Source organism: Vibrio sp. SCSIO 43136 (genome assembly GCF_023716565.1).
Classification (GTDB): Bacteria; Pseudomonadota; Gammaproteobacteria; order Enterobacterales; family Vibrionaceae; genus Vibrio.
Genome location: NZ_CP071848.1, coordinates 429,804 through 452,891 on the forward strand (window position 1 = coordinate 429,804; position 23,088 = coordinate 452,891).

At 46.9% G+C, this 23,088-nt stretch carries 18 protein-coding genes; 17 read left to right on the forward strand and 1 reads right to left on the reverse strand.

The annotated features are described in order from the left end of the window. Window positions 1-46 precede the first annotated feature (46 nt). From eno to rpoS, 10 genes are all read left to right on the forward strand, one after another. Window positions 47-1,348: a phosphopyruvate hydratase gene (eno, locus tag J4N39_RS02195; RefSeq protein ID WP_252021522.1), complete on the forward strand. Its 1,302-nt coding sequence runs from the start codon at window positions 47-49 to the stop codon at window positions 1,346-1,348. Window positions 1,349-1,641: 293 nt separating this feature from the next. Next, window positions 1,642-2,813 (forward strand): IS3 family transposase gene (locus tag J4N39_RS02200; protein WP_252017926.1). Its coding sequence is split into 2 segments (ribosomal slippage): window positions 1,642-1,924 and window positions 1,924-2,813, totalling 1,173 coding nucleotides; the frame shifts between segments, so codons are not numbered across the junction. A gap of 206 nt (window positions 2,814-3,019) precedes the next feature. After that, window positions 3,020-3,307: a cell division protein FtsB gene (gene ftsB / locus J4N39_RS02205; RefSeq protein WP_252021523.1), complete on the forward strand. Its 288-nt coding sequence runs from the start codon at window positions 3,020-3,022 to the stop codon at window positions 3,305-3,307. Between the two features lie 9 nt (window positions 3,308-3,316). After that, window positions 3,317-4,033, forward strand: coding sequence for a 2-C-methyl-D-erythritol 4-phosphate cytidylyltransferase (gene ispD / locus J4N39_RS02210; RefSeq protein WP_252021524.1), 717 nt, complete (start codon window positions 3,317-3,319; stop codon window positions 4,031-4,033). A gap of 3 nt (window positions 4,034-4,036) precedes the next feature. Beyond that, window positions 4,037-4,522 (forward strand): 2-C-methyl-D-erythritol 2,4-cyclodiphosphate synthase, encoded by a 486-nt coding sequence (gene ispF, locus J4N39_RS02215; protein ID WP_252021525.1) that lies wholly within the window; start codon window positions 4,037-4,039, stop codon window positions 4,520-4,522. Then, the gene (truD, locus tag J4N39_RS02220) at window positions 4,519-5,568 is read left to right on the forward strand and encodes a tRNA pseudouridine(13) synthase TruD (RefSeq protein ID WP_252021526.1); all 1,050 of its coding nucleotides are present in this window, start codon (window positions 4,519-4,521) and stop codon (window positions 5,566-5,568) included. Before ispF ends, truD begins: the two co-directional genes overlap by 4 nt. 3 nt (window positions 5,569-5,571) lie before the next feature. Continuing rightward, window positions 5,572-6,330, forward strand: a complete 759-nt coding sequence (surE, locus tag J4N39_RS02225; protein ID WP_252021527.1) for a 5'/3'-nucleotidase SurE — start codon at window positions 5,572-5,574, stop codon at window positions 6,328-6,330. Between the two features lie 2 nt (window positions 6,331-6,332). Further along, window positions 6,333-6,959, forward strand: a complete 627-nt coding sequence (locus tag J4N39_RS02230; protein WP_252021528.1) for a protein-L-isoaspartate(D-aspartate) O-methyltransferase — start codon at window positions 6,333-6,335, stop codon at window positions 6,957-6,959. Window positions 6,960-6,970: 11 nt separating this feature from the next. Next, window positions 6,971-7,933: a peptidoglycan DD-metalloendopeptidase family protein gene (locus tag J4N39_RS02235; RefSeq protein WP_252021529.1), complete on the forward strand. Its 963-nt coding sequence runs from the start codon at window positions 6,971-6,973 to the stop codon at window positions 7,931-7,933. Window positions 7,934-7,991: 58 nt separating this feature from the next. Continuing rightward, complete coding sequence (rpoS, locus tag J4N39_RS02240; protein ID WP_252021531.1) at window positions 7,992-8,981, forward strand: RNA polymerase sigma factor RpoS; 990 nt, start codon at window positions 7,992-7,994, stop codon at window positions 8,979-8,981. A gap of 52 nt (window positions 8,982-9,033) precedes the next feature. Here rpoS and mutS read toward each other — a convergent pair whose 3' ends face one another. Beyond that, a complete protein-coding gene (mutS, locus tag J4N39_RS02245) occupies window positions 9,034-11,592 on the reverse strand; it encodes a DNA mismatch repair protein MutS (protein WP_252021532.1) in 2,559 nt (852 codons plus the stop codon). A gap of 283 nt (window positions 11,593-11,875) precedes the next feature. Here mutS and J4N39_RS02250 point away from each other — a divergent pair, with 283 nt between their 5' ends. The 7 genes from J4N39_RS02250 to recX all read left to right on the forward strand — a co-directional run bounded on the left by J4N39_RS02250 (window position 11,876) and on the right by recX (window position 23,086). Further along, window positions 11,876-12,499: a DUF1449 domain-containing protein gene (locus J4N39_RS02250; RefSeq protein ID WP_252021534.1), complete on the forward strand. Its 624-nt coding sequence runs from the start codon at window positions 11,876-11,878 to the stop codon at window positions 12,497-12,499. Between the two features lie 18 nt (window positions 12,500-12,517). Then, a complete protein-coding gene (locus J4N39_RS02255) occupies window positions 12,518-14,605 on the forward strand; it encodes a flotillin family protein (protein WP_252021536.1) in 2,088 nt (695 codons plus the stop codon). Window positions 14,606-14,665: 60 nt separating this feature from the next. After that, window positions 14,666-19,531 (forward strand): DNA repair ATPase, encoded by a 4,866-nt coding sequence (locus tag J4N39_RS02260; protein WP_252021538.1) that lies wholly within the window; start codon window positions 14,666-14,668, stop codon window positions 19,529-19,531. A 9-nt stretch (window positions 19,532-19,540) separates the two neighbouring features. Then, window positions 19,541-20,608, forward strand: coding sequence for a toxic anion resistance protein (locus tag J4N39_RS02265; protein ID WP_252021540.1), 1,068 nt, complete (start codon window positions 19,541-19,543; stop codon window positions 20,606-20,608). Between the two features lie 97 nt (window positions 20,609-20,705). Then, window positions 20,706-21,203: a nicotinamide-nucleotide amidohydrolase family protein gene (locus J4N39_RS02270; RefSeq protein ID WP_252021542.1), complete on the forward strand. Its 498-nt coding sequence runs from the start codon at window positions 20,706-20,708 to the stop codon at window positions 21,201-21,203. A gap of 154 nt (window positions 21,204-21,357) precedes the next feature. Further along, entirely contained in the window at window positions 21,358-22,398 is a 1,041-nt protein-coding gene (recA, locus tag J4N39_RS02275) for a recombinase RecA (RefSeq protein WP_252021544.1), read from the forward strand. 223 nt (window positions 22,399-22,621) lie between these two features. Beyond that, a complete protein-coding gene (gene recX / locus J4N39_RS02280) occupies window positions 22,622-23,086 on the forward strand; it encodes a recombination regulator RecX (protein WP_252021545.1) in 465 nt (154 codons plus the stop codon). Window positions 23,087-23,088 lie beyond the last annotated feature (2 nt).

Here is a 23,088-nt window from a genome sequence, read left to right on the forward strand (position 1 = left end):
ACTGCCCTTTATATTTCGACATTAAAATTGAACGAGAGGAATCATAATGTCTAAGATCGTTAAAGTGCTTGGTCGTGAAATCATCGACTCACGTGGTAACCCAACTGTAGAAGCTGAAGTACACCTAGAAGGTGGTTTCGTAGGTATGGCAGCAGCTCCATCTGGTGCATCTACAGGTTCTCGCGAAGCTCTAGAGCTACGCGATGGCGACAAAGCACGTTTCCTAGGTAAAGGTGTTCTTAAAGCAGTTGAAGCTGTAAACGGCGCAATCGCTGAAGCACTAGTTGGTAAAGATGCAAAAGCTCAAGCTGACATCGACCAAGTAATGATCGACCTAGACGGCACTGAGAACAAATCTAAGTTCGGTGCAAACGCAATCCTAGCTGTTTCTCTTGCTAACGCAAAAGCGGCTGCAGCGGCAAAAGGTATGCCTCTGTTTGAGCACATCGCTGAGCTAAACGGCACTGCGGGTCAGTTCTCTATGCCTCTACCAATGATGAACATCATCAACGGTGGTGAGCACGCTGATAACAACGTTGACATCCAAGAGTTCATGATCCAACCAGTTGGCGCGAAGACTCTTAAAGAAGGTCTACGTATCGGTGCTGAAGTATTCCACAACCTAGCTAAAGTTCTTAAGTCTAAAGGCTACAGCACTGCAGTTGGTGATGAAGGTGGTTTCGCTCCTAACCTTAAGTCTAACGCTGAAGCTCTAGAAGTTATCGCAGAAGCTGTTGCTGCTGCAGGCTACGAACTAGGTAAAGACGTAACTCTAGCTATGGACTGTGCAGCATCTGAGTTCTTCGACAAAGAAGCTGGCATCTACAACATGAAGGGTGAAGGTAAGACTTTCTCTTCTGAAGAGTTCAACCACTACCTAGCTGAGCTAGCTAGCAAGTTCCCAATCGTTTCTATCGAAGACGGTCTAGACGAGTCTGACTGGGATGGCTTCAAGCACCAAACTGAACTACTAGGTGACAAGCTTCAACTAGTAGGTGACGATCTATTCGTTACAAACACTAAGATCCTTGCTGAAGGTATCGAGAAAGGCGTAGCTAACTCTATCCTTATCAAGTTCAACCAAATCGGTTCTCTAACTGAGACTCTAGCTGCAATCAAGATGGCTAAAGATGCAGGTTACACTGCAGTAATCTCTCACCGTTCTGGCGAAACTGAAGATGCAACTATCGCTGACCTAGCGGTAGGTACAGCTGCTGGTCAAATCAAGACTGGTTCTATGAGCCGTTCTGACCGTGTTGCTAAGTACAACCAACTTATCCGTATCGAGGAAGCTCTAGGTGAGCGCGCTCCTTACAACGGTCTTAAAGAAGTTAAAGGTCAAGCGTAATTAAATCCTGATTTGGATTTATAGCTAAGACTTAGCTTTGATAAACGCCCTCGGTTTCCGGGGGCGTTTTGTGTTTTATCGGTAAACGGTTAACGGACGCTATCGCTAACGGTAAAAGGGAAGAGCAGTTTTCTGTGAGGCTTGACGCTAATATTGAAGAACTTAATCTTTACCGTTTACCGTTTACCGTTTCCCGTTTACCGTTTACCGTTTCCCGTTTCCCGTTTCCCGTTTACCGTTTACCGTTGATACGACCCCAATAAAGTAGACACCTAATTAAAGGATTAGGTGTCATGCAAGTCACATCTCGTAGAAAATACTCAGAAGAATTCAAACGTAATGCTGTTAAGCGATCATTAGAGTCTCCAGATACGGTAAAGTCTGTTGCTATAGCTTTGGGAATTAGCCCTAAAATCTTGAGCAAATGGAGAGCAACGATGACTACTCGAAAAAAGCCAGCTAAACCAATCCCAAACAAAGGGCCAAAAAAATCTCTAGCTCAGCTCGAAAAAGAAAACCGTGAGTTAAAGAAACGCCTTGAAATGGCTGAGATGGAGAACGAATTCTTAAAGGAAGCGAAAGCTTACTTCGACAGCCTAAAAGAGTAAGGTTTGAACATATTTTTAAGCGGACGAAGAACACCTTACCTGTGCGTTTGCTCTGTCGATGGCTCAATGTTTCTCCAGCGGGTTATTACAAATGGCGTAATCGCCAGCAGACAACACGTGAGCAAACCAATGACACTTTGCTGGAGTTCCTTAAGAAGGAAAGTGATGATCAACACTGCATTCCTGGGTACCGCAAACTCTGGGAAGCAGCGATTGCGAGCGGGTTCATCTGTAATAAGAAAAGAGTTCAACGCTTATTACAAAGCCTGGGGTATCGTTCAATAGCCAGTAAAAGGCGTCATGGCCGAGCACCACGACAAGAGCCGATGATGGCAGCATACAACCTGCTCAATCGCCAGTTTGATGTAAAGGAACCAAACCGTGTCTGGGTATCGGATATCACTCAAGTTAGATGCAAAGAAGGGTGGAACTACCTCTGCATCATTCTTGACTTGTACTCTCGTAAAGTCGTTGGGTGGTCTACAAGCCGTATTAACAATGCGGATTTGGTCATAAAAACCCTGAATAAAGCTTGGAAATCTCGACGTCCAAATGGTGAAAAACTGATGTTCCACTCGGATCAAGGCGTACAGTATAGAGCCTTCGAAACCATACGCTGGCACCGCAAACGCAAAGTCACGATAAGTATGTCTGGTAAAGGTAATTGCTGGGATAATGCTTGCTCAGAGAGCTTCTTTGCCCAATACAAAAAAGAATGGATAAGCAATCTAGGCGAACTGTCTCGACAGGAGATGACCGTTCAAAGTCGACAATATATCGATAGTTATTATAATCCAGTAAGAAGACATGGGGCCCTTGGTGGAGTGAGCCCCAATGACTTCGAGCTAATGAATTAAAACCCCGTGTCTACTTTTAGGGGGTCATATCACGTTTACCGTTTACCGTTTACCGTTTACCGTTTACCGTTTACCGTTTACCGTTTACCGTTTACCGTTTACCGTTTACCGTTCACCGTTCGCCGTTCCTTATTTCCCTTTTCCCTTTTCCCTTTAACCCCCTGTCTATGATATAAATACCCCATTATTTCCCACTCGGTATCTCCATGCGTATTTTCTCCATTGCTCTGTTGGCATTGGTGCTTGGGTTGCAGTATCTGGTCTGGTTTGGCAAAAATGGCGAGCTGGATCTGGCGAGCACTCAGGCTGACATCCAGATCCAGAATGAAAAGAACGCCAATCTTGCCCAGCGCAATGATGAGATGTATGCCGAGATTGATGACCTGCGCCAAGGTCTAGATGCGATTGAAGAGCGTGCTCGGCATCAGCTGGGGATGGTGAAGTCCGATGAGACTTTCTATCGTATCGTTGGTGACTCCTCTGCAAATAACTAGTAACTGAACATGTCCCAGATTGCCTCGAAATCATTCACTGTTGTTGTGCCAGCTGCTGGCGTAGGCAGTCGAATGCAGGCTAGCGTGCCTAAGCAATATCTAACACTCTTAGATAAAACCATTTTAGAACACACAGTTGAGCGTTTGTTGTCACACCCTAGGATCGAGCAGGTGGTGGTAGCAGTGAGCGATACTGATCCTTACTTTACCGAATCACCATTGGCGCAGCACTCACAGGTGGTGCGAGTTAGTGGTGGTAAAGAGCGTGCAGATTCAGTGCTCTCAGGCTTAAGCTATCTAGCTGAGAACTCTGATAATAGTGATTGGATTTTAGTGCATGATGCCGCAAGACCTTGTGTGCAACTGGCCGATATCGATGCCCTGATTGAAGGGGCGACGTCGCACCCGGTTGGTGGCATCTTAGCCGCTCCTGTGCGAGATACCATGAAACGCACTAACGAAAAGGTGCAGATCAGCCAAACGGTGGATCGTAATAACCTTTGGCATGCACTAACTCCGCAGATGTTTAAGTTACAGCCACTAAAAGAGGCGTTAGAGCAAGCTTTGGAGCAAGGCGTGGCAATTACTGATGAAGCGTCAGCACTTGAGTGGAAAGGCGAGCAACCACAGATCGTGGCTGGCCGCTCTGATAACCTCAAGGTAACCCAACCAGAAGATCTGGCACTGGCAGAATTTTATTTAACCCGTAGCAAGCAACAAGGATAAGAGATGATTCGAATTGGACATGGCTTTGATGTGCACAAATTTGGTGGCGAAGGCCCAGTCATTATTGGTGGCGTTGCTATCCCTTATGAGCAAGGATTGATTGCGCATTCAGATGGTGATGTTGCACTGCATGCTTTGAGTGATGCACTTCTTGGTGCCATCGCTGCGGGAGATATTGGTCGTCATTTCCCCGACACCGATGACAAGTGGAAAGGGGCTGACAGCCGAGCTTTACTTAGAGATGTGTACCGCCGAGTGAAAGAGGCGGGATACGTGATTGGCAATGTAGATGTGACCATTATGGCTCAAGCACCGAAAATGGCCCCACATATTCAAGCCATGTGCACAGCGATTGCAGAGGATCTAGAAACGGATCTTGGTAACGTCAATGTAAAAGCAACCACCACCGAACGATTAGGTTTTACTGGACGCAAGGAAGGCATTGCCTGTGAAGCCGTTGCCCTAATTATGAAAAGTGAATCCAAATGACAGACGTGTTAGCTCCTTTTGCCTATTTAAATGGCAAACCAACTTCTACCGCTAAGCTAAAGCTTCAGCCGCAACATTTTGTGGTGCGAGAGCAGCTTGGTTATACCTTCAGTGGCGAGGGCGAGCATTTAATGCTGCGAATTCGAAAAACTGGTGAGAACACCAGTTTTGTCGCTAATGAGTTAGCCAAAGCTTGTGGAGTAAAATCCAAAGACGTGAGTTGGGCGGGCCTAAAAGATCGTCACGCAGTGACTGAGCAGTGGTTGAGTGTGCACTTACCCGGTAAAGAGCAGCCTGACTTAAGCGCTTTTCTGGCTCAGTATCCTAGTATTGAGATTCTAGCCGTCGACCGTCATAACAAGAAATTGCGTCCAGGCGATCTTACGGGCAATGAGTTTGAAGTAACGCTAGCGGAAGTTACCGAGCCGGAAGCTGTTTTGGCTAAGCTTGAGCAGATGGCGAAGTTTGGTGTTCCTAACTATTTTGGTGCGCAACGCTTTGGTCGTGATGGCAACAACCTAGAAGAGGCTCGCCGTTGGGGACGTGAAAATGTGCGTACTCGTAACCAAAATAAGCGTAGCTTGATGTTATCGACTGCTCGTTCTTGGATCTTTAACCGAGTGTTATCAGAGCGCATTGAACAAGGCTGTTTCCAAACCGTATTGTTAGGAGATTTGGTGCAGACAGGAAAAATGCTTGAAGAAGCCAGCGCTGACAATCTTGCCGAGCTACAAGCGCAAGTCGACAATGGTCAGGCGCAAATCACCGCCCCACTTGCTGGTGATAATGCTCTGCCGACCAAAGAAGTGGCTTTGGCATTGGAAAATCCACACTTGGAAGCCGAAGCGGACTTAATGGCGCTGATCCGTGGCAACCGTATGCGTCACGAGCGCCGTGCGCTAGCGCTCAAACCGAGCGATCTTACTTGGCAACATCAAGGTGATAACATTACGCTTAAGTTTTCATTGCCAGCAGGCAATTTCGCCACTTCTTTGGTGCGAGAACTAGCTCAAGAGATCACTGTAGAAAGAAGCTACGATAATTAAGTCATGACCAATAAGCCACTTAAAATCCTCATCAGTAATGACGATGGTGTTAATGCCCTAGGCATTGCACAGCTTGCCGAAGAGCTTAGTAAAATTGCTCAAGTAATAGTGGTCGCTCCTGACCGCAACCGCTCAGGTGCATCAAATTCTTTGACCTTGGAACAGCCACTTCGAGTGACACAAGTGGGTGACCTGCGTTACTCGGTACAAGGGACTCCGACAGATTGTGTGCACTTTGCACTTAACGAATTGCTCAAAGATGACATGCCTGATTTAGTGTTATCTGGCATCAATCACGGCGCTAATTTGGGCGACGACGTGCTGTATTCCGGTACTGTCGCAGCGGCGATGGAAGGGCACTTTCTTGGTGTTCCCTCAATTGCTATCTCATTGGTTGGAAAAAATCACTTTGCGACGGCGGCAAAGATTGCTCGCCAGCTAGTTGAGCGTCATTTGGTTGAACCTATCCCGACCAACCGCCTGCTCAACGTCAATGTGCCTGATGTTGAGTATGATGCGCTCGTAGGTACACAAGTGACACGCCTTGGTGCTCGTCACCATGCAGAAGATATGATCAAACAAGCGGACCCACGTGGTCATATTATCTACTGGCTCGGCCCTCCGGGTGCGGAGCAAGATGCTGGAGAGGGAACCGACTTCTTTGCCGTTGAGCACAGCTATGTGTCAGTCACTCCGCTGCAAGTGGATCTGACCGCTCACGAGTCATTACCTAGAATGAAACAGTGGTTGGAAGGCAATTAACCATGAGTCACCCTCAAGCGCATCGTTTGATTAGCTTTCTGCAAGCTAATGGCATTCAAGATAGCAAAGTGCTAGATGCTATTGCTGCTTTACCTCGTGAAAGCTTTGTTTCGGAAGCAATGCGCCATCAAGCCTATGACAACAATGCCTTGCCGATAGGTGCTGGGCAGACGATCTCACAGCCATATATTGTCGCTAGAATGACGCAGTTATTGGAACTTTCTCCCCAAAAGCGTGTATTAGAGATAGGAACGGGATCAGGCTACCAAACGGCCGTGCTAGCGCAATTGGTGGAACATGTGTACTCAGTGGAACGAATCAAGAGTTTGCAATGGGAAGCGAAGCGTCGTCTCAAACAGCTGGATATCTACAATGTTTCGACCAAGCATGGTGATGGGTGGCAAGGCTGGGCATCAAAAGGACCTTATGATGCCATTATTGTTACCGCCGCCGCCGTGTCAGTGCCTCAAGCATTGCTGGAGCAACTCAACGATGGTGGAATATTGGTGATCCCGGTCGGAGACCACGAGCAAAGTTTGCTCAAAGTTCAGCGAAAAGGTGAACAATATCAGACGAGTGTGGTAGAAATGGTTAAATTTGTACCACTGGTTGCTGGTGAGTTGGCTTAAAGGGATAGACGGTGCCAAGAAAGTCGTACACGTTTTTTGTTGCTCTAGGGTTATCTGGCCTGTTGGTTGGGTGTGCCGCCAATACCCCTGCGCCTGTCACGAGCTTAAGCAAAAGCTATGACAATGCAGGCAAAGGTAGCTACCAGGGCAGCTATTACGAAGTTCAAAAAGGCGACACTCTCTATTTCATCTCCTACCTGACGGGTAAAGATGTCAAACAGCTCATCTCCTATAATCGTCTCAAAGCCCCTTATACGATTTATCCAGGACAAAAAATCCGACTATGGAAACCTGCTTATGTTGCGCCTTCATTTAAGGACAAAGAGAGTGAGGTAGCCACCAATACAGCAAAAGTCGCTGCTAGCACAACTGCGGTAGCGGCGGCAAGCTCATCTGCGGCTAGTCCAAAAGTTGAGACAGATTCGAGTAAAAATTCTAAAACGCCAGCAGCCCAGAGTACATCAGCGGTTGCTAAAGCTCAGCCAAAAAATCCCCAAAAAGTTTCGAAAAAGCCCCTTGATCAATCAAAATCAAAGGAGTATGTTGAATCTAAAAGTAAACAGGTTGTTAACAATAAACCTCAACCAAAACCTGTCAAAAACGACAAGATAAACAAATGGATATGGCCAACTAAAGGCCGTGTGATAAAAAGTTTCTCCGCAGGGGACCAAGGCAACAAGGGTATCGATATCGCTGGACAGCGTGGTCAATCCATTGTCTCCACTGCTAAGGGAACGGTCGTTTATTCTGGAAATGCGCTGCGCGGATATGGAAATCTGATCATTATTAAACACAATGACAATTACCTAAGTGCCTACGCTCATAATGAACGATTGCTTGTAAAGGAAGGACAAAGCGTTAAAGCGGGACAAAAAATTGCCACGATGGGAAGTTCGGGTGCTAACAAAGTCCAGCTCCACTTTGAAATTCGCTATCAAGGAAAGTCAGTGAATCCGAATCGCTACTTGCCTTAACCACCGCAAACGACATTGGAAGTAGAAATGTCTTGCTAGCTCGCCAAGGGGAGGCACTATGAGTATCAGCAATGCAGTCACTAAAGTCGAAGAAGAGTTTGATTTAAATCTTGCGCAGCAAGAAAACTCAGACTTTGATCAACGAAGCAATCAAACGTCAGCCAAAGCATCAGAAACAAAAGAAGAGTTCGAAGTAACCTCAAAAAGTCTTGATGCGACTCAACTATATCTAGGTGAAATCGGTTTTTCTCCGCTACTTACTGCGGAAGAAGAAGTGCTTTATGCTCGTCGAGCGCTACGGGGAGATGAAGCAGCCCGCAAACGTATGATCGAAAGTAACTTACGTTTGGTGGTGAAAATTTCACGCCGCTACAGCAACCGAGGTCTTGCTCTATTGGATCTGATCGAAGAGGGTAATCTAGGATTGATTCGTGCGGTAGAGAAGTTTGATCCTGAACGCGGTTTCCGGTTCTCAACCTACGCCACTTGGTGGATTCGCCAGACGATTGAACGTGCTTTGATGAATCAAACTCGTACGATTCGCCTTCCAATTCATGTCGTTAAAGAACTGAATATTTATCTGCGTACTGCTCGCGAATTGTCGCAAAAGCTTGATCACGAGCCAACGGCGGAAGAAATTGCTCACCAGCTTGATAAACCAGTCGAAGATGTTAGCAAAATGCTGCGTTTGAACGAGCGAATTAGCTCGGTGGATACACCCATTGGTGGAGAAAGCGACAAAGCCTTGCTTGATATCATTCCTGATGTGAACAATTCAGATCCTGAAGTTTGCACCCAAGATGATGACATTAAACACTCTTTAATCAATTGGTTAGACGATCTTAATCCTAAGCAGAAAGAAGTTTTAGCACGCCGTTTTGGTCTGCTGGGTTATGAGCCGTCAACACTTGAAGAAGTTGGGCGTGAAATCAACCTAACTCGTGAACGTGTGCGTCAGATCCAAGTCGAAGGTTTACGCCGACTAAGAGAAATCTTAGTTAAACAAGGCCTGAACATGGAATCGCTTTTCAATGTTGAAGACGAATAAAACTAACAAGTCTTAATAAAAAAATGGGCAGCTCAACGAGCTGCCCATTTTTTTATACCATTTTCTTCAGTCGATAAAGCGCTTCAAGCGCTTGGCGAGGAGAAAGATCATCGGGATCAATGTCTGCAAGCGCCAGTTCGACTTCACTCGGTTCAGGGATCAAACTCAGCTGATTAGCAATATCGACTTTGTTGGTTGTACTTGGTTCAGCTTGCCCCAGTTGTTCTAGCTGACTCAGTTTTTGGCGAGCATTTTTTATCACGGTTTTTGGCACACCAGCCAAACCTGCAACCGCAAGACCGTAAGATTTACTCGCCGCACCTTCTTGTACCGCATGCATGAAAGCAATGGAATCGCCGTGTTCAACTGCATCCAAGTGTACGTTTGCAAGGTGGGCAACCTGATTAGGTAGCTCGGTCAATTCAAAGTAGTGGGTGGCAAATAGCGTCATAGCGCCAATTTGGTTGGCTAGCCACTCTGCACTTGCCCATGCCAGCGATAGTCCGTCATAAGTGCTGGTGCCGCGGCCAATTTCATCCATCAATACTAGGCTGTTACGGGTGGCGTTGTGCAAGATGTTTGCAGTTTCTGTCATCTCGACCATAAAGGTTGAGCGCCCCGATGCGAGATCATCTGACGCACCGATTCGGGTGAAGATGCGATCGATTGAGCCAATGATGGCTGACTCAGCAGGAACAAAACAGCCAATGTGAGCCATCAGGGCAATCAATGCGGTTTGGCGCATGTAGGTCGACTTACCACCCATGTTCGGCCCCGTAATGATCAACATTTGGCGCTGAGGATTCAATGAAATTGGGTTAGCAATAAATGGTTCATCCATTACTTGTTCGACGACTGGATGACGACCAGCTTGAATCGTGATACCTGCATCTTCGGTGAGTTGTGGGCGACAGTAATCTAAGCTATCGGCACGCTCTGCAAGGTTTTGCAGAACATCTAACTGTGAAATTGCCGAGGCTAAGTTTTGCAGTTTTTCTAGGTGTGGTAGTAGCAAATCAAATAGCTCTTCCCACAGTTTTTTCTCAACCGCGAGCGCCTTTGATTTTGAGTTAAGAACCTTATCTTCATGCTCTTTCAGCTCAGGAATAATGTAGCGCTCAGCATTTTTCAGTGTTTGGCGGCGAACGTAATGGGGTGGCACAAGGTTACTCTGACCACGGCTCACTTGAATGTAGAAGCCATGTACATTGTTGTAACCCACTTTTAGGCTATCGATACCGTGGCGTTCACGTTCATCCGTTTCTAGGCGTTTTAGGTACTCGGTTGCACCATCAGCAAGTGCACGCCATTCATCTAGCTCGGCGTTGTAGCCTTCGGCAATCACACCACCGTCACGAATAACGACAGGTGGATTTTCCTTGATCGCTCGCTCCAGCAAGTCACACACCTCATCAAGTGGTGCAACAAACTCTCGTAACTTGCCAAGATACTGTTGTGAAACAGGTTCTAGCTCTTGGTGAAGTTCAGGCAATTGTTGCATGGCATGACGTAGGCGAGCCATATCACGAGGACGAGCCGAACGGATCGCAAGGCGTGCAAGAATACGCTCAATATCACCAATCTGTTTTAGAATTGGCAATAATCCTTCAAATAGTGCCAGCTCTTTAAGCTCTTCTATCGAATCAAGGCGTTGGTTCAGGGTATTAATGCAGCGCATTGGTTGATGAATCCAACGCTTAAGCATACGGCTACCCATGGCCGTTGCGGTGTGATCCAATACTTCTGCCAAGGTATTATCAAAGCCACCTGACAGGTTTTGCGTTAGCTCTAGATTGCGTCGGGTCGCAGCATCAAGGATCACTGAGTGATCTTGTTGATCCAGCGTTAGCGAGCGGATATGCGGCAGCGCAGTACGTTGAGTATCTTTTACGTATTGGATCAGGCAGCCCGCAGCACAGAGGCCAAGCTCTGCTTTTTCCACACCAAAACCTACAAGGTCTTTGGTGCCAAACTGTTGGTTAAGTTGCTGACGAGCTGTATCAATTTCAAACTCCCAAATCGGACGGCGGCGGTTACCGTTGCGATCAGCCATGATATGTACAGGTTCAAAATCTTCAGGAAACAGTAACTCACGAGGTGCAGTGCGCTGGAGCTCAGCTTGCATCGCTTCTTCGGTTTGCGGCTCGATAAGTTGGAAACGACCCGAAGTGACATCCAATGTGGCATAGCCAAACTTGCCGTTGTGATGGTAGATAGCGGCGATCAGGTTATCGACACGCTCAGACAACAGAGCCTCATCGGTGACTGTACCCGGCGTGACAATGCGAACCACTTTACGCTCTACAGGACCTTTACTGGTAGCAGGATCGCCAACTTGCTCACAGATAGCGACTGACTCACCGAGCTGAACCAGCTTGGCTAGATAGCCTTCAACGGCATGAAATGGAACCCCCGCCATAGGGATGGGTTCACCTGCCGAAGAACCACGTTTAGTGAGTGAAATTTCAAGCAGTTGTGAAGCACGTTTTGCGTCATCGTAGAAGAGCTCATAGAAGTCACCCATACGATAGAACAACAAAATATCGGGATTCTCAGCTTTGAGCCTGAGGTATTGCTGCATCATGGGAGTGTGTTTGGTTTCTGTTTTCACGCAGTCGCTTTCTGTCTGATCGAATTAGGAGCTAAGGATACGTGATTCCGAATTGGTCGAAAAGGGACAAGCAAGTTTTTATCCATCCATGGTAACAACAGATAGTGAGTGTTTAGTCATTAGGATTTAACCTAAGTTATTGATTGAATTATCTATTTATTTTGTTGGTGCATTAAGGGATATGCGTCACAAATCATATTATAGAAATTGGACGGACAAATAATACTCAGTAATGTGGCTAAATATTACTCAATTGATTTGCTAGGGAGTGAGCACTGAAATCATGGAGCTCGGTACTTTTTTGTCATTAATGACTGGTTTTCCCGTTGCGGTATTCTTTTTTCCCTTTGCCTTGTGTCTGCTTATTCTGATGCTTGATCTGGTGTTCAATTTTGTTGATGGATTACTGCCAGACTTAGATCTTTTTGATTTTGATGACGTTCCCGGCGCTGGGCTTATTTTGCCACCAGTGCTAACAAAAGTGCCATTGATGCTGGCACTGACCACCAGTTTCTTTCTCGCCACAGTCGCTATGTTTTATTCACAGCAAGTGTTTACTCACCTGCTCGCTGACTCACTACAGTTGCCTGTCACAATTTTGTCTATCCCATTGGTGGCTTATATCTCACTTTGGGGGGCGTCATGGCTTTTATGCCCACTGATCCCGCTGTTTGAAAAAAATCGTAGTTCGGCACGCATCGAATTTATTGGTATGCGAGGTCGAGTACATAGCAATCAGATCACCGCCACTTCGGGTGAAGTGATGGTGTTACATGATGGTCGAGAGATCTTGCTCGACGCAATGGCTTATGCGTCAGAGACCATGGATCACGGCGATAGTGTGATTATTCTTGATAAAGATCAGGAATCTAAGCGCTACATCATTAAAAAAAGTAAATCTAAATAAAACGATTAGGAGTTGGCAATGGAGATTTCTCCAAGTGTAATTTTTTTAGCAACAGGCGTAGGTGTCGCACTGTTGTTTATGATCTTTTTAACCTCTCGTTATAAAAAAGTTCGTGGTGAGGGTGAGGCCCTGATCATCAACGGTATGGATCGTACTCGAGCCTCGTTAACTGGTGCATTTGTTTGGCCTGTGATCAACCGTTATGAGTATATGGACATCACTCGTAAGAAGATCTCGGTCACTCGAAGTGGTCGTAAAGATCAAGAGGGTGAGGAATACGAAGGCTTGCACTGTAGCGACAATATCCGTGCCGACCTTAAGGTGGACTTCTACATCGGTGTGAACCATGAAGAAGAAGACATCATACGAGTCGCCAAATTGTTTACCACAGCGGGAGCATCAGATGGCGAAAAGCTTAAAGATCACTTTCAACCTAAGTTTTCCGAAGCTCTAAAAACTGCGGTAAAGCAGTTTGAATTTGAAGAACTTTTGACCAACCGCCGCACATTTCGTGACGCCGTTGTACAAGTGATTGGTTCCGAGATGGATGGCTTTAAGATCTATGACGTTGTTATCGATAAAGTGGATCAGACGGCTTTAGATGCTCACAACCCTGATAACATTCTTGATGTTGAAGGCATCCGTAAGATCTCTTCTATTACCGCCGTAAAGAATACCGAAACCAATGCTATTCGTCAGGATGAGCGCACCACCATCAAGAAGAAAAATGTTGAAGCGGAAGCGAATCGCCTGCAGTTGGATAAGCAAGAGAAAGAGAGCGAAGCGCGCACTCGGCGTGAAATTGAGATCATTCAAGCACAAGAAGATGCTCTAACGGCTGAGAAGCAGCAAGAGTTTCAGCGTGTTGCTGAAATGGCCAAGCTTGAAACCGAAGAAGAACTATCCAAAAAGCGTGAAAGTGTGCAGATGGAAGTTGAGATGACGCGGATCGCTAACCAGCGTCAGGTGGCGATTCAAGAAGAGGAGCTTAATCGAGCCATCGAGACCGAGAAGGTAAGAACCGCAGCGGAAGTGGCGGATAAAGAGATGCAAAAAGACACCTCAATTGAAGAGTCGATGAAGTCGGTGGCAGAGATGCGTTCTCAGCGCGTTGAGATTGAACGTAAGATCGCCAAGGAAGAGGAAGAGACTGAGAACTTACGTGTTGCTGAAAAAGTGAACCGTCAGAAGCGTGTGACCTTGGTTGAGGCAGAAGCCATTGCTGAAGCTGCGCAGCTTGAGTTGCTTGTTGCGGCGAAAGCTGAGAAGGAAGCGGCGCGTGAGAAGTCGGAGCGTCTATTGATCGAAAATGATGCCGAGTTGAAGATCAAGACCCGCCAAGCAGAAAACGAGTTGGCAGTGAAGACTCGTGAAGCTGAAGCTGAGCAGGTGGTGCAAGAGAAGAAAGCCGAAGCGAGTTACTTTAGCCAAGAGCGTCAAGCTGCAGGTAAAGAGCGTATGGCACAGGCGGAAAAAGAGCAGATCAGTGCTACAGGTCTTGCTGAGGTTGAAGTTGAGCGTGAGCGCGCAACAGCCATCCGTGAAACTGGTGAAGCAGAAGCCTTTACTCTGCAAGCCGCTGGTGAAGCAGAAGCGCAGGCATTGCGTGCTAAAGGTTTGGCGGAAGCCGAAGCGCAAAGTGCTCGCTTTAGTGCTGCACAGCAATACGATGATCAAACCCGTGAGCACGATAAGTGGGTGATGCAGCTGCAACAAGAGAAAGACCTTGAGATTGCTCGAATTGAAGCTCAGAAAGCTGTGGTGGGTGAGAATGCTAAAGCATTGGCGGAGGCGCTATCTTCTGCAGACATCAAGCTGTTTGGCGGCGAGGGCATGGAGCAGTTGCGTCGTACTATCCTAGATGCGGCTGCGGTTGATACTAAGTTTTCAGAGTCTAAGGTACTGAACCCATTGGTGTCTGAATATATCGATGGTGAGCGTAGCCTGCCAAAAGATATCAAAGATATCCTAGAAAATACTGAATTGAAGAGTAGTGATCTAAGCAATGTTGCCCTAGCGAGTCTGCTTAACTCACAAGGTGGTGCCGCAGAGTTATTGAAGAAGATCCAGTCTTCACTTAGCTCTGTATCTGAAACCAAAGCTTAACTCAACCTCTCCACTCATAACGCCCTATACCGCAAGGTATGGGGCTTCTAGGTATCTATCATGTCTGAAATCAACCCAACAACCGTGAGTGAGAGCAGTGCCTACGAGGTACTAAAAGCTCGTCTGTTTCAGCAAGGCGAATCGCTGAAACAGCTCACACAGGCTTTCAACCAACAGCGTCAACAAGTGTTTGGTGGTCAAGCGATGGAGCTTGTCGGCAAGCTCAATGTGCAGACCGAAGCTCGCTGTGTTCCTATTGATATGGCTCAGGTCAATCAGCAACTGCTGTTTGGCTACCAAGTGCAGTTAGGCATGAAAAGTGTGCCAGCACTTAGCGATGTCTTTGGGCTTTATCAGTTACATCACCAACAGGACACATTTCGCCTAGAACCTTGTCGTCTAGAAGAGAGCTTTTTAGCTGATCCAAGTTTTACCAAAGAGCTGACCGAGCTATTTACCTATTATAAAGATGCTCGCTTAGCACAGATCTCACGGCAAGAAGGGTTGCTTTACCTGGTATTTCAGATCGGTGCTCGTCCCGATGATCGCAAGGTGTTTCGTTTCCAGATTGAGCCTGACAAAGTCAGTTATCTGGACTCTCAAGGGGATGGCGCTCTGACCAAAGTGGCTCAACATGATTTTGATTGGACGGCCACCACTCGAGATGATCACGTGCTGGGGGATCACCCGCATATCTCAATTCAAGATAAGATCTTTGTGGAGTGTGTTGGCGGCGATCTCACCATTAAGCTGGAAAACAATACCAGTGATGGACAAGGGATCTATACCGAAGAGGTAGATGACCCTCATCAAAGTGTTGCTGATGCCTCGGTGGATTACGCTATTTTAGGTGAGCTGATTGCGCTGCGCATCAAGCCACATCGCGAAAAGTCCTACCGTTACTTTATCTATAATCCGATTAACCAATCGGTGACCCGCTGTGATGCTTTAGAGGTGTGTGGCAAGGCGCTGCCAGAGGAGCATGGCATATTGTTGTCACACGGTTATGTGCTAGCCAATGGAGAATCGAAACAGTTTGATCTGCCGTGGCAAGCATTACGTTTTTTCCACAAGATAGCCTCTCCGAATGGCGAGGACATGCTTTATCTGTTCTTTAACGCTCATCATGGTAGTTACGTTGCCTATACCTACAACATGATTGAGAAGCAGTTTTCTGCGCCGATAGAGAGTCATGGCTACAGCCTCTACCCTGACGGCAAGATGCTGGTATTCCAGTTGGCCGACAATGCAGAAGCCTCAACCTTGCACCCGTTAAGGGTGTGGGATACTCCGTTTGCCACACAAGAGATCTATAACCAAAAAAATAGTCACTCAGAGCAGAGTGGAAACCCTCTATTTAACCTTGGTAACGCTGAGTTGGTTCGCGCTATCTCGGCGGTGCTGTCTGTTTGTCATCTTGCTCGCAATGAAGAAGTGACTCAGACGGCTTTTGAAGTGTTGCTAAAACAGTGCCAATCAACGTTAGATCATTACGACTGGTTGGAGAGTGATTTTACCCAAGGGATAGGGGAAGCCATTGCGCAGTTGATGGAAACTGCCGCCAACATTATTGGTGAGTTTGTAAAGGTTCAGCAGCTGCAAGCTCATGCTGAAAAGTCACTGATTGAACAGCAACACAAAGTGGCAGAGTTGGTGGGTAAGATAAAGCTTGCCCCAAGTGACCAAGCGCCTGCGCTGCTAACTCTGTTAGCAGAGGTTAAACAACAAGTAGGGGCACTGTTATCTCTCAAACAGCAGCACTATATCGATCAAGATAAGCTGGTTCAGCTGCAAACAAGTCTGCAACAAGAAAGAGATATCCTAAATACGAGATTGCTATCCCTGTTGCAGCAGGAGAAAGCGTATCAGCCTTTTCGAGAGCAGTTACAGGCGGTTGAGTCTAAGTCAGAGCACACCCATAAAGCATCCGAGCTGGCTAAGCTGCAGTCAGAGATTGATAAACTGCGAGATGAGTTGCAACTGGTGAGTGAAGAAGTTTCTGAGATTGAAACTGAAGACCCAACCCAGGCGACTCGTATCCTTGAGCTAACGGCCGAGGTCTCATCTCGACTCAATACGGTATCTGCCAAGCTGCGCAATAAAGCCGGACAGCTGCAAAGCGATGAGGCCAAAGCGGAGTTTGGAGCTCAGATCAAGCTGCTCAATCAATCGGTGGGCAGTGCAATGGAGCAAGCCGAAACACCGGAGCAGTGTGACAACCAGCTGGCGCGACTGCTTGGGTTGCTGGATAAGCTGGAATCTCGTTTTGCACAGTTCGATCAGTTCCTTGCTGAGATCTATAACCGCCGCGATGAAATCCACTCACTACTAGAGAACCATAAACAGCAGCTCGTGGCGACAATCCAGCGTCGAGTGAAGAACCTATTCAACGCCGCAGAGGTGACGTTAAACAGTGTTGAGAAGCGAGTGACTCGCTTTGAGGATACGCAAGCACTGAATACTTACTTTGCGACCGATGCGATGGTGCAAAAGCTTAATCAACTCTCCGATTCAATCCGCGAGCAAGGCGATAGTGTAAAAGCTGATGATATCAATAGCCGCCTGCAGAGTCTTAAGGATCAGTCATTTAGATCTCTGAGAGACAATCAAGATATCTTTGAGCAAGGCGGTAAAGTTCTGCGCTTAGGAAAGCATCGCTTTAGTGTCAATCAGCAGCCGCTAGATATCAGTATTGTGGAGCATCAGCATCAAACCTGCACCCATATAAGTGGTACTGACTTCTATCAACCGATTGATAGTTCAATACTGACTGAGCTCAATGGAGAGGCGAGATTGGAAGTCGTATCAGAAAGCGCTGATTTGTATCGTGCTGAGTATCTCGCCTACTTGATACTTTCTGACGCAGAATCCCCCCAAAGCGAGCTGAGCATCGAACAGCTATGTGAGGCAAGCAAGCAGGGAGAGCTTAACAGTGTTGTTCAGCGCTATGCAGCACCACGCTATCAAGAGGGATATATAAAAGGTATCCATGACACAGATGCCACACTGATCTTGACCAAGGTATTACCTATCTTTCAGAGTGTCGGTCTGCTGCGCTATAGCCAAGCGGTGCGTGCTCAAGCGTTGTTGTGGTGGCTTCAACAGCCAAGCCAACTACGTGCTGACTACCAAACTATGGCTCGAAATGCGTTGTTAATGAAACAGCACCTGTCCAGTGCGGATGCATTTACCCATCTGGTAGAGAAGCTGCAGCAGCAATTGGGTACACAAGCCTCGCAGCAAGCGGCTGAATACCTAGTCTATCAATTGGGTGAACAGCAAGGCGCTATGGTTGTCAGTCAAGACGCATTAGCTCTTAGCCAAGATTACCTGCAATTTAGACGCACTTTAGGCTGGAAACCATCAACGGAGGATCTGGTCTTAGGTTTTCAAGATCACCAGCAGTGGTTGCGTGCCTATACGCATAAACATCAACAAGGTGAAGCCTTTGTTGATGAAGCTGCGATGATTGCGCTATGTGATGGTCGAGAAGATATCAAGCTTGAAGCGAGCGATAGCTCACTCACTATGTCTATTGAGGGATTATTAGGGGAGCATGCAAGGTTAGAGCAAGACCAGCTAACGCTAGTGTTGGATGATTTTCTTTCTCGCAGCCATCACCATCATCAAATTGTGCGCCCTCAGTATGATCGCTATCTGCAACAGCGTAGCCAGCACCTCAATGAAGCCAAAGCCGACTTTAGGCTTGAAGAGTTTACCCCAAGGCCGTTGACTTCCTTTGTGCGCAATAAGCTGATCAGCGATAGCTACTTGCCGTTAATTGGAGATAACCTTGCCAAACAGATGGGGACCTTGGGTGAGAGTAAACGTACTGACCTTATGGGGATGCTGCTGCTTATCTCTCCTCCAGGATACGGTAAGACCACCTTAATTGAGTATGTGGCAGACAAGCTGGGCTTGGTGTTTATGAAGGTTAATGGTCCGTCACTTGGTCATCAGGTGACATCCCTTGACCCTACTGATGCACCAGATAGCAATGCCGCTCGAGAGGTTGAGAAGATCAACCTTGCTCTAGAGATGGGCAACAATGTGTTGCTTTATCTTGATGATATTCAGCATACCAATCCAGAGTTCTTGCAGAAGTTTATCTCGCTCTGTGATGGCTCTCGTCGTATTGAAGGGTGTTGGCAAGGCAGCAACAAAACCTACGACATGCGTGGTAAGAAGTTTGCGGTGGTGATGGCAGGAAACCCTTATACAGAAACGGGTGAGGCGTTCCGCATTCCAGATATGTTGGCCAACCGTGCAGATATCTACAATCTTGGCGATATGCTTTCCGATCAACAACAAGCGTTTGAGTTGAGTTTTATTGAGAACTCATTGACCTCCAACTCGGTGTTAGCCCCTTTGGCTACTCGTGATCTTAACGACCTGTACCGATTTGTTCGGATGGCACAGGGGGAAAATATCGCTTTAAGTGAAATGGCCCATGCCTACTCCAACACTCAAGCCGATGAGATCGTTAAAACGTTGACCAAACTGGCCCAGGTGCAGCAGGTGGTGCTTAAGGTGAATCAGCAGTACATCTACTCAGCGGCTCAAGCAGAAGAGTATCGAGTTGAACCGCCATTTAAGCTACAAGGGTCCTACCGCAATATGAACAAACTGGCGGAAAAGATCTCGGCGGTGATGACAGACCAAGAGTTGGATACTTTGATCGCTGACCACTACCAAGGTGAGGCGCAGACCTTAGCCGCTGGTGCGGAAGAAAACCTACTTAAGCTAGGGGAGTTGCGAGGCTCTTTAACGGCACAAGAAACTCAGCGATGGGAAGAGATCAAGCAAGGCTATCAAAGAAATCAAATGCTCGGTGATTCAGAAGATCGGGTGGGGCAGGTGGTGCAGCAGCTAGCCATGCTGAACCAGCATATTGCTAACTTTTCAGCCAGTGATAATGGACAATAGGAATCAAACATGGAAAAGAGTGAAGTATTAGTAACTGAGGCTACGACCGAGCAGCCATCAGAGCATGTCGTTGCTATTGCAGAGAGATTTGACCCATTTGATAGTGTGGCAACGATTACCTTTGGTAAAGAGGCTCTGGAGAAGATCACCCAGTTCTCAGACAACATCCTTGAACAGGTCAAAGTGAGAGAGGCGGGGGAAGCGGGGCAAACCTTGCAGCAGATGATCTCTGAGATGGATAGCACTCAGCTTGACCAACTGGGCCAACAGAGTTTTCTAGCTAAGATGCCATTGTTTGGTGAGCTATTTGATTCGGTTAAGAAGTTTACCCAAAGTTTTGATAGCGTTAAGCAGCGGCTAGAAGAGTTGGCGCTTAATCTGGAAGGTCAGGAACACAAGCTTGCTCATGATATTCAACAGCTCGATGGGCTTTATGAACATAACTTGGAACTATTGAAAGGGTTGGAGCAATATATTGAGGCAGGCCGTTACAAGTTATCGCTGCTGAATGAGCAAACCTTGCCAGAGCTACTTGCCCAAGCACAGTCAAGTGGCGATCCATTGGATGCGCAAAAACATCGTGATGCCACTCAAGTGATCGCAAGACTTGAAAAGCGCGTGCATAACTTAGAGCTGACTCGTTTGGCCGCAATCCAAACTGCACCTCAGATCCGCTTATCGCAAGAGGGGAATAAGATGTTGATGGAAGATATCCAAGATATCGTGCACAACACCTTACCACTCTGGAAACGTCAGTTCTTAATCGCAATCTCTAACCATAAAAAAGAGAAAGCACTTAATGTGACTCGTGCTGTTAAGGATTACACCAACAAACAATATCTAAAAAATGCTGAAAACTTGAAGCAGCTAGAAGAGCAAATTGCTGAAAACTATCAGCGTGGCATCTTAGATATTGAATGCTTAGAAGCGGTGAATCGACTCACCATCGAAACTCTCAATAACACCCTAAGTCGAGTGAAAGAGGGCAGGGCCCAACGTGAACAAGCTCAACGAGTTATCGAGAAGGCTGAGCAGGAGTTAAAGGTAGCACTGCAACGCTCGATTGATGATCAATGAGTATTCAGCACTCTGGCTGGCACGTTTTCAGTGGCAAACAGAGTGCTGATCTGTATATGCTAAAAGGGAGGTCAATCGTCATTTCAGGAGCGGAGCGATGCAAGCCATCACCATATTAAGTGAAAAACTCGGCCAATCTATGTTGCAAAAAGGCAAGGTGCTCACTACTGCTGAATCCTGTACCGGAGGCATGATTAGTGCTGCCGTCACCGATATTGCGGGAAGTTCTAGTTGGTTTGACCGTGCTTTTATCACTTACAGCAATCAAGCTAAAGTTGAGATGCTGCAAGTAGATGAGCTCAAGCTAGAGCAAGAGGGAGCCGTGAGTGAAGTGGTTGTCGGACAGATGGTCATTGGAGCATTGAAGCATTCCAATGCAAATATTGGAGTTGCGGTTAGTGGTATTGCTGGGCCTGGTGGCGGCACACCAACTAAGCCTGTTGGTACGGTCTGTTTTGGTTTTGCTGACAACCAAGGGTGGCTGCGTATTGAAACGGCATATTTTGATGGAGACAGAGCGACTGTTCGTCAGCAGGTCACCGAATATGCGCTAAAGGTTTTGCTTGAGCACTTAAGCCCTGAGTCACTTCTTTAGTGGGGCGCTATAACATTTACGCTATTTTTTTTCATACAGGTATGGACACTGTATGAATCAACAGTATAATGATTTTCATTGATTGAGCAGGGAGTCCTGCTCCACTGTCACGATTTTATACTCATCATAATCGATGAGTAAACCGGAGAAAGTAATGGACGAGAACAAACAAAAAGCGCTCGCCGCAGCGCTTGGTCAGATTGAGAAACAATTTGGTAAAGGCTCGATTATGCGCCTTGGTGACAACCGTGCAATGGATGTAGAAACCATCTCAACTGGTTCACTTTCTCTGGATATCGCACTAGGTGCTGGCGGCCTGCCAATGGGTCGTATTGTAGAAGTTTATGGCCCTGAATCTTCAGGTAAAACCACACTAACTCTAGAGCTTATTGCTGCGGCGCAACGTGAAGGCAAGACCTGTGCGTTTATCGATGCAGAGCACGCTCTTGACCCAATCTACGCTCAAAAGCTTGGCGTTGATATCGATGCACTACTGGTTTCTCAGCCGGATACCGGTGAGCAAGCTCTTGAGATCTGTGACGCACTAGCACGCTCTGGCGCAATTGACGTAATGGTCGTTGACTCAGTGGCAGCACTTACGCCAAAAGCTGAAATCGAAGGCGAAATGGGCGATAGCCACATGGGTCTTCAAGCACGTATGCTTTCTCAGGCAATGCGTAAGCTAACCGGTAACCTTAAGCAGTCAAACTGTATGGCTATCTTCATCAACCAGATCCGTATGAAGATCGGTGTGATGTTTGGTAACCCAGAAACAACCACAGGTGGTAACGCACTTAAATTCTATGCATCAGTTCGTCTAGATATTCGCCGCACTGGCTCTATCAAAGAAGGTGATGAGATCGTAGGTAACGAAACTCGCATCAAGGTTGTGAAGAACAAGATTGCAGCACCATTTAAGCAAGCAGAAACTCAGATCATGTACGGTCAAGGTTTCAACCGCGAAGGTGAGCTAATCGACCTAGGTGTTAAGCACAAGCTGGTTGAAAAAGCAGGCGCTTGGTACAGCTACAATGGCGACAAGATTGGCCAAGGTAAAGCGAACGCAGGTAAGTACATGCGTGAGAATACTGAAGTTGCACAAGAACTTGATAAGAAGCTACGTGAGATGCTGCTAACGACAGCGCAACCTGAGCAACCGGAAAATGGTGAAGCGGCTCAGGAAGAAGAGTTTTAATTTATCTCTTAAGCTCTCCTCAATGAGGAGAGCTTTTTTTAGCTCCTCCCTTTTTCAAGCGGGCCACGCTGGTGGGAGGCTGGGAGGGGTTAAAGTGCAGAGTATCAGGAGATGCTTGTATTTGTTGTCTAACTCGGCATTTAACCCCCTCCAACTCCCCCCGGATCGCCGGCCGCTTGAAAAGGGTAAGGCTGTCCATTACTTGCTTTAACTAAGCCCCCTTATGTATCAACGCCCAAAACCCACCCTCTCCGTCAAAGAAGCCGCTATCGCCTTACTCAGCCGTCGCGATCACGGTGAGTACGAGCTTATCCAAAAGTTGACCCAAAAAGGTTATGAGCAGGAAGAAGCCGAGCAAGCATTATCGTTTTGCTCTGAGTGTGGCTATCTTGATGATCTTCGATTTGCCCGCAGCCAAGTGAGGCAGCATGTCAGTAAGGGGCATGGGGAGCGCCGTATCCGCCAAGAACTGAATCAAAAACGTGTTTCAGACAGTGATATCCAGCAAGCCTTATATGAAGAAGAAATTGATTGGTTTGAACTGGCTCGTAAAGTGGCGTTAAAGAAATTTCCTGATGGCCGTTCTAGCGATCACAAAGTGTACGCTAAGCAACTTCGTTTTTTGCAGTATCGGGGATTCGACTTTGAGCAAATCGCCTATGCACTGGCGAGGGATGAAGATTTGTAATC